9 protein-coding genes and 2 pseudogenes are annotated in these 7,285 nt (G+C 40.7%); 6 read left to right on the top strand and 5 right to left on the bottom strand.

What is annotated here, in order from left to right; genetic code table 11:
- The coding region (locus LC574_RS18120; RefSeq protein ID WP_229454794.1) for a tetratricopeptide repeat protein at positions 1–1,094 on the top strand (1,094 nt) is incomplete at its 5' end.
- A 431-nt stretch (positions 1,095–1,525) separates the two neighbouring features.
- On the opposite strand, the gene LC574_RS18125 is transcribed toward LC574_RS18120, so the two are convergent.
- From LC574_RS18125 to LC574_RS18135, 3 genes and pseudogenes are all read right to left on the bottom strand, one after another.
- On the bottom strand, positions 1,526–1,771 hold the full coding sequence (locus LC574_RS18125) for a hypothetical protein (protein WP_229454795.1): 246 nt from the start codon (positions 1,769–1,771) through the stop codon (positions 1,526–1,528).
- Positions 1,772–1,778: 7 nt separating this feature from the next.
- Positions 1,779–2,282 carry a GNAT family N-acetyltransferase gene (locus LC574_RS18130; protein WP_229454796.1) on the bottom strand — a complete coding sequence of 168 codons (504 nt, stop codon included), beginning with the start codon at positions 2,280–2,282 and terminating at the stop codon, positions 1,779–1,781.
- A pseudogene (locus LC574_RS18135) lies at positions 2,269–2,514 on the bottom strand (MFS transporter); the annotation flags it as partial. The pseudogene LC574_RS18135 and the gene LC574_RS18130, both read right to left, overlap by 14 nt.
- A 79-nt stretch (positions 2,515–2,593) precedes the next feature.
- On the opposite strand from LC574_RS18135, the pseudogene LC574_RS18140 reads away from it, so the two are divergent.
- Positions 2,594–2,749, top strand: a pseudogene (locus LC574_RS18140) (dienelactone hydrolase family protein); the annotation flags it as partial.
- A 62-nt stretch (positions 2,750–2,811) separates the two neighbouring features.
- On the opposite strand, the gene LC574_RS18145 reads toward LC574_RS18140, so the two are convergent.
- Together LC574_RS18145 and LC574_RS18150 are read right to left on the bottom strand one after the other, a co-directional pair.
- On the bottom strand, positions 2,812–3,633 hold the full coding sequence (locus LC574_RS18145) for an NADPH-dependent oxidoreductase (protein WP_229454797.1): 822 nt from the start codon (positions 3,631–3,633) through the stop codon (positions 2,812–2,814).
- Between the two features lie 66 nt (positions 3,634–3,699).
- Complete coding sequence (locus LC574_RS18150; protein WP_229454798.1) at positions 3,700–4,803, bottom strand: sulfonate ABC transporter substrate-binding protein; 1,104 nt, start codon at positions 4,801–4,803, stop codon at positions 3,700–3,702.
- A gap of 476 nt (positions 4,804–5,279) precedes the next feature.
- Here LC574_RS18150 and LC574_RS18155 point away from each other — a divergent pair, with 476 nt between their 5' ends.
- The 4 genes from LC574_RS18155 to LC574_RS18170 all read left to right on the top strand — a co-directional run bounded on the left by LC574_RS18155 (position 5,280) and on the right by LC574_RS18170 (position 7,171).
- Positions 5,280–5,582: an NAD(P)-dependent oxidoreductase gene (locus LC574_RS18155; protein WP_306422133.1), complete on the top strand. Its 303-nt coding sequence runs from the start codon at positions 5,280–5,282 to the stop codon at positions 5,580–5,582.
- Positions 5,583–5,704: 122 nt separating this feature from the next.
- A complete protein-coding gene (locus tag LC574_RS18160; protein WP_229454799.1) occupies positions 5,705–5,872 on the top strand; it encodes a hypothetical protein in 168 nt (55 codons plus the stop codon).
- Between the two features lie 393 nt (positions 5,873–6,265).
- Entirely contained in the window at positions 6,266–6,493 is a 228-nt protein-coding gene (locus LC574_RS18165) for a hypothetical protein (protein ID WP_229454800.1), read from the top strand.
- 9 nt (positions 6,494–6,502) lie between these two features.
- Entirely contained in the window at positions 6,503–7,171 is a 669-nt protein-coding gene (locus tag LC574_RS18170) for a Uma2 family endonuclease (RefSeq protein WP_229454801.1), read from the top strand.
- Positions 7,172–7,285 lie beyond the last annotated feature (114 nt).

The following is a 7,285-nucleotide window of genomic DNA, read 5'->3' on the forward strand; positions in this document are numbered from 1 at the left end:
TAGAAATCAATCCCAGGTTTGCCGGAGCATATTACAATCGGGGTCTGGTTCTTGCTCATCTCAAAGAATATCACCGAGCAATTGAGGATTTTAACCAAGCATTAAAGTTCAATCCTGATGATGTGCAAGCCTATTCTGAGCGGGGCCTTGTTCGTAGTACTCTTGGAGATTATGAGGGTGCGATCGCAGATTATGACCAAGCGTTACAAGAAAATCCGACTCTAGCTTTAGTATACGGCTTTCGGGCGAACGCTCGTCGCCGACTGGGAAATTATCAAGGTGCAATTGAAGATAGTAATCGCCTATTACAACTCAATCCTAGTTTAGCTGAAGGATATTGCGATCGCGCGGCGGCTCGTCGCTCTTTAGGAGATCATAAAGGAGCAATTAAAGATTATGATCGAGCATTACAAATTAATGATAACTTAGCCGCAGCTTATTACGGTCGCGGGATTGCCCGTGAAGCCCTGCAAGATTTACAGGGAGCAATTGATGATAACACCCAAGCAATAGAGCTTGTTCCTGAATTTTCTCAAGCTTACTGCAATCGAGGAAATGCTCGTCGTCTTTTGGGGGATGAACAAGGAGCGATCGCAGATTATAATCAAGCCTTAGAAATTAATCCTGAATTAATTGAAGCATATTACAACCGAGGTTCTACCCATTATGCTTTAGAAGAATATGAAAGTGCGATCGTAGATTACACCCAAGCATTGCAAATAAATCCCCAATCTGCTGCATTTTACAGCGATCGCGCTAATGCCCGCTATGCCCTAGAAGATTATCAAGGGGCAATAGAAGATTATAGTCGAGCAATTGCGATCGACCCCAGCTTTGCCGAAGACTGGTACAATCGGGGTCGTAGCCGTTCTCTATTGGGAGACTTACAAGGAGCGCTTACAGACTTGAACCTCGCTTTAGAGCGTCAGCCTCATTGGGCTTCAGCTTACATCCTTCGGGCAGATGTCTACCGAAATCTAGGTTATTCTCAAAGAGCAATTGCGGATTTCCAGAAATCCGCAGACTTGTATTATCAAGAAGGAAATATTCAGTATTACCAACAAATTATTGAGCTAATTGGACAGCTTCAATAAAAGAACCCCACCCCCAACCCCTAAGAGCCTGCGGTGGTCACTGAGCCTTGGGAGAGCGTAGCCGTTGGCGCAGCCTCTCGTAGAGAAGGGCGCAGCCGAAGTGCGGGCTACGCCTACGCAGTTTTTTTTCGTCCTTGCCTGAATATAACTTGAGTGGCTTGAACAGGACTTACGCAACTGTCACAGGCGATCGCGTCGAAAGAGCTAGACCAGAAACATGGGAAGGACGGGACGTTTCAATTGTTGAATGAGATAATTTGAGAGTAATCCGTACTTTAATTGATAAATAGTAAGACAAGTTTTATACGCTAAGTCTTTAAGCCTAAGCCAGAGCAACATGCAAGCGCCAACATGATTTCTCTGGATACGAGCTTTGCGACACTGACAAGATTCAATGCCAGTTAATTGTTTTAAAACTCTTTTGAAACTCTTCAATTTTCAAACCGTCGTTTTTGAAATGCCTTAAATTCTCTAGGTGAAGGAACGCGACCAAGTTGACTTTGACAAACTTCTTTTAAAATACAAGCATCTGTTACATGACTGTATGATGTCCAATCACTTGAGACTTCTGAAAAGCCGAATACTTTATGCAATGCCTGTAAATATGATTCATCGTCCAGGCTATTTGACTCAGTAAGAGTGCCGTCAATGTCAAACATCACCAATTTCATTTTCATCTTCAGGCTAATTCAAGCAATTCTTCTCATACTCTTGCTGCAACATAGACATAATAATTAAGGAATCATACCTGCCTTCTACTTTCAAACATTCACGGAGTATCCCTTCTACCACAAAACCTGCTGTTTTATAGACAGCTTGGGCACGGTTGTTATGTAATTTAACATCCAGCCATAACCGATGAGCATTGTAAGTCTCAAATGCTAACTGTTTAACCATTTCAACTGTTGCTTTGCCATAACCTCTTCCTTTTTCAGTGATGACAATTCGACGAAATTCAATGCTTTGATTGGGATCAAGCAACCCCGCCAAAATGACGTAACCAATTCTTGTTCCGTTTTTAACAATCAGATGAGCAATGTCAGGGTTTACCATAGCTTGGAAATGTTTTTCGCGTGACCAAGGAATTACATACTGGCTATTTTCATCATCGGTTTCAGCACTCAGAATGTAGTCAAGGTCAGCTTCCTCAGTGTTGCACAGGCGTAATTTTAATTTACCTACCCTCATACTCGTGTAATGCTCCTAACTTGGCAATACCCGGCCAGATGGCAGCTACAGCAATTACGACTGCAATCGTGCCAATTCCACCACTAACTACAGAGATGACTGGGCCAAATAAAGCAGCCGTCAAGCCTGATTCAAAGCCACCTAACTCGTTAGAGGCACTAATAAATACACTATTGATCGCCGCAACCCGACCGCGTAAATTATCTGGAGTTCTAATTTGCACTAAGTACTTGTTTTTCTTACTTAGTTGTGGAATGATGCTTTTATAAATACTATAACTTGATTGATTTACCGTAGTATCTAAGAGATATCAAGAACAAATCCCTCATAAAATCTTCCGCTATGAGGGTGCAGGGCATGGCTTTTTCTGCAACCATCGCGCTAGCTACAATCCCGAAGCCGCCGCCGACGCTTGGCAACAAGTCTTAGAACTATTCCAAAAAAACCTCCAACTGCAAACAGCCTAAACCTTAATGAAACCTCCGCGCCCCTGGAGCGTTTAAAATTTCACTCAGCACCCAGCACTTTTCTAACGCAACTCAAAACCCAAATTTTTCAAAGCTTCCCGCAAGCGATCGCGTCCCGATAGAGATTCAGCAAACGCTATTCGTTTAGCTGAGTGTTCCGACCAATCACCGACAACATTCATCTGTTGGGAATTGTAGAATGTTTTCATGATTTGGTTATAAAGCGCAATTTCCTGGTCTTGTTTTTCTAATTGATAAGTCTCCCGATGCAATACTGCTGCTTGGGGTAAACGCGGTTTCACTTCCACATTTACGGATGAATCTGCATAACCAACACACAATCCAAAAACGGCAACGACATGAGGCGGTAAATTTAAAACCTCTGCCACTGCTTCTGGACGGTTCCGCAACGCACCAATATAAACTGTTCCCAAACCCAAAGATTCTGCTGCGACAACAGTATTTTGCGCTGCTAATGCTGCATCTATAGCCGCCATCAGAAACATTTCCAGATAATCTAAACCTTCATGGGGTAATCCTTGATTTTCTGCGACGTATGTTAATCTCGCCAAATCTGCTAACCACACCAGAAATAAAGGACACTGGCGAATATGCGCTTGGTTATTCGCCAACTGCGATAACTTCTCCTTACGTTTTGTATCTTGAACAGCAACTATACTCCACGTCTGGAGATTTGAGGAAGTCGATGCAGATTGTGCTGCTGCTACTAAGGTTTCGAGAGTGTTTGATGGTAGGGGATCACTCAGGTAAGCGCGGATTGAACGGTGGGACAGCAAATTAGATATTGTCTCATTCCAAGGAATATCTGCATTAAATGCATCTACACCATAACGACGATTGAGTAACTCAGTTGGATTGGTCATAATTACGAATTACGAATTACGTTAGCGCAGCAAGGCGTAGCCCCAGAGCGAATTATGAATTACGAATTATTTAATTTTGGGTGAAAAAGCAGCGTATTGCTCAGGTGTAAGCATCGCTTCTTTGACATTAATTTGTTTGGGAATCAATTTCAGTTCATAGAACTTATCAGCAACTTGCTGCTGGAGAGTAATTAGGTCTTGAGTAACTGGTGTGATGCCAAACTTTTTTCTGTTAGTACTTTTTTGCATTGTTTCCAAATCAATGCCCAATATAGGAGAGAGAGTTACAGCAACTTCATTGCGATTTTGCTCAGACCATTCTTCAAGATTTTGAATTTCTTCAAGGATTGCCTTAATAATTTCTGGTTGCTGGTTAGCAAAATTTTTACTAGCAAGGTAATATCCACCCTGTTTATTAATTCCTGTGCCATCAATTAACACACGAGAATCGGCAGATTTTTCTGCTGCTGCATAAAAGGGGTCCCAAATTGCCCAAGCATCAATACTACCCTTGACAAAAGCTGCACGAGCATCGGCTGGTGGTAAATATATGGGTTGAATATCGCTATATTTCAGTCCATTTTTTTCTAAAATTTGCACTAGCATATAATGGGCGCTAGAGCCTTTTTGAAAAGCAATCTTTTTCCCTTTGAGTTCGTTGACTGTTTTGATGGCAGAATTTTTGCGAACAAGAATTGCTGAACTAGCTGGACTTGGGGCAATTCCGGCGATATATGTGATTGCGGCACCGGCTGCTTGGGCAAAAATTGGTGGTGACTCTCCAGTATGTCCTAAGTCAATACTGCCAACATTCATGGCTTCTAAAAGCTGTGGCCCAGCCGGAAATTCAATCCATTTAACAGATGTACCTTCAGGTTGTAATCGCTTTTCTAAAAGCCCTTTACTTTTTAGGAGAATTGCTGATTTTTGATAGCCAAATCTGACTACTGATGCTTTAGTTGGAGTGGAATTATTAACAGATACAGCAGTAGTATTAGTTGGATTATTTACTGTACAAGCAGCAAATAGCAAGCTGACACATAAGCCAATAATAAATGCCCCAGTAAATTTTATAGGGACAATAGATAATAATTGCCTTTGATTGGCAAATCTGAAAATAACCCATTTTTGCCAATAGATTATTATGCGCCGAAATAAAATTTTCAACATTAAATTTTACCTCTTTTTTCGGGTGAAATACTAAGCTAATTGACAGTATTTTTAGAACAAGTAATGATGATAAGTCAGCTAAATTTATATTTTACCACAATTTACGGTAAGTCGGTCGAATTAGAGTATTATCTTCTTTATGAAATGGTAGCATCCACAAAAACTTTAGTAAATGGATATTTACTGTTAGAATTTAAATCTAAAATTTTAGTTGTTTTTCTTAGAAAAATCTAGTATAATGCATGTTTTTAGATTCTCATCACAGTAAATCAGCAAAATTGAAGTATCTTACTAAAATTGCTATAGTTTTGAGTTTTTTTGTTCGATTTTCTCAAGTGAGATTTTTGTCGCTCGGTAAGTTTTTACTATATACTTACAATTTGGTTTCATTAGTTTTAACTTTTATCGAACCGCCAAGACGCCAAGAACGCCAAGAATTCGTAGAGCGTGCGTAAGTCCTATCCAATTCAAAAGGCATGATTGATGCTGAAGTACTGCATCTGATGCGTAAGAGTGCTTATTTAATTAATATCGCTTGTGGTGCAATTGTAGATGAATTTGCACTAGTCAAAGCATTAGAGGATGGTGAAATTGCGGGGGCTGCTTTAGACACAGTGTTCACAGAACCACTACCAGCAGAAAGTCCATTGTGGTCATTACCCAACGTTTTTATTACACCCCACTGTTCTGGTAATTCTCCCAGAGTTAAGGAGCGATCGCTTGCTTTATTCCTAGATAATTTAAACCGCTATCGCCAAGGTAAACCTATTGCTTATTGACAAATGGTATTTGACCTTAACCTCTCACGAATGTCCATACTTTAATTACGAATTACGAATTACCTTAGCGAGTCTTGTCTAGGACACGCTGTTCGCGTTCGAGCGTCATTACGAATTATTCAATGTCACAATCACCTATTTTAGAAGCTAATACAGCAGCATCTTCTATTGATTTGTTTGAGATTGTCGAGTCGCTGGCGGCTGATTTTGCCACTCGTGCAGCCATCCACGATCGCGACAGTTCTTTCCCTTTTGAGAACTTTCAGGCTCTCCACCAAGCACAACTGTAGGACTTACGCACTGTACAAATTCATCGTGATGTGCATTAACGATGCTCCCGGAAGTTTTCAGGCTTTTCTTAATTATCCTGCGATCGTCAATAGACCATGCTGTAGGGGCTAAACTTTGCTCATTGGTATTAAGCCCTGGCGAATAGAATTCGCGGCTACACAGGCTTTCGTCCGCCTACGCAGACTAAGGTCAAATTAAGGGTTTGAAACCCACGGAGGTGGGTTTTGTTTGTGTAGACGAGCCAGTGTGTTGGGCGGGCAATGCCCGACTTGAAGCAACTGGCGTGCGGTTTCTAACCGCCCGTTTCGCGTTAAGTTTACACCAATGAGTAATGCTGTGCCCTTACGAAAGATGTGGTTTTTAAACTTCTCCATATATGGTATTTCTTGTCAATGCGTAAGTCCTATAATATTATTGAAAAGCCCAAAGGGCTGACATTTGAAGCAGCACTGAAAGTAATTCCCCGCATTGGTGATGAAAAGAAACGCCTTCCTGAAGAAAAAGCGTTGTTAGATTTGTGGTTAGCAATGGGTGAAATCAAAGCCAAAGTGTCTTACAAGCAGACTGAGTTACCCTTGAATAATGGACAACTGAGTTTAAACCTAGATTTTGGGGGTTAATAACTGCTTATGTTCAACTACAATCCTTTAGAGTGCCTACCTTCATCGGCAGAATTACCAGATTCAGATGATACCCCTGTGGATAACGAACTACAAATATTAATTCCCAACTTATTGTTAGCCATCTTAGCCGCTATTTGGCAAAACCGCGATGACTGGTTTTTCGGCATTAACATGGGAGTTTACTATACACCCAATAAAGGAGCCATAGTTCCTGATGGTTTCTTGAGTTTGGGTGTTGAACGTTTTGTGGGAGAAAATGGACGTTCTAGTTATGTTTTGTGGGAAGAAGAGGGTATTCCACCAATTTTAGCTTTAGAAGTTGTTTCTCAAACTTACAATGGCGAATATGAACAGAAAAAAATTGATTATGCAGAATTAGGCATTTTGTATTATGTCATTTATGCACCAACACGGCTACGTCGTAAGCGTCAACGTTTAGAAGTTTATCGCTTAATTAATGGTGAATACATTTTACAACCAGGGGATAAAATTTGGATGCCCGAAATTGGTTTAGGTATTGGACGGGAACAGGGTACTTATCAAGGACGAACAAGAGAATGGCTGTTTTGGTATGACGAAAATGGTAACAGATACCAAACCCCAGAAGAACAATTGCAAAATTTATTAGCCAGATTACAACAGCAAGGAATTGATCCAAATACACTTATATTTTAAAGTCATTTTTAAAGGAGATATCTAAAGTCTCAGCTGATATGATTTTTCATTACCATTGGAGCAAAGCAGAATGTTCGCAGATATTGAGAAGACAAAAGAAAGTTAATTAGTTTC

This window comes from Nostoc sp. CHAB 5715, from assembly GCF_020829685.1.
In the GTDB taxonomy this organism is placed as follows: Bacteria; Cyanobacteriota; Cyanobacteriia; order Cyanobacteriales; family Nostocaceae; genus Nostoc.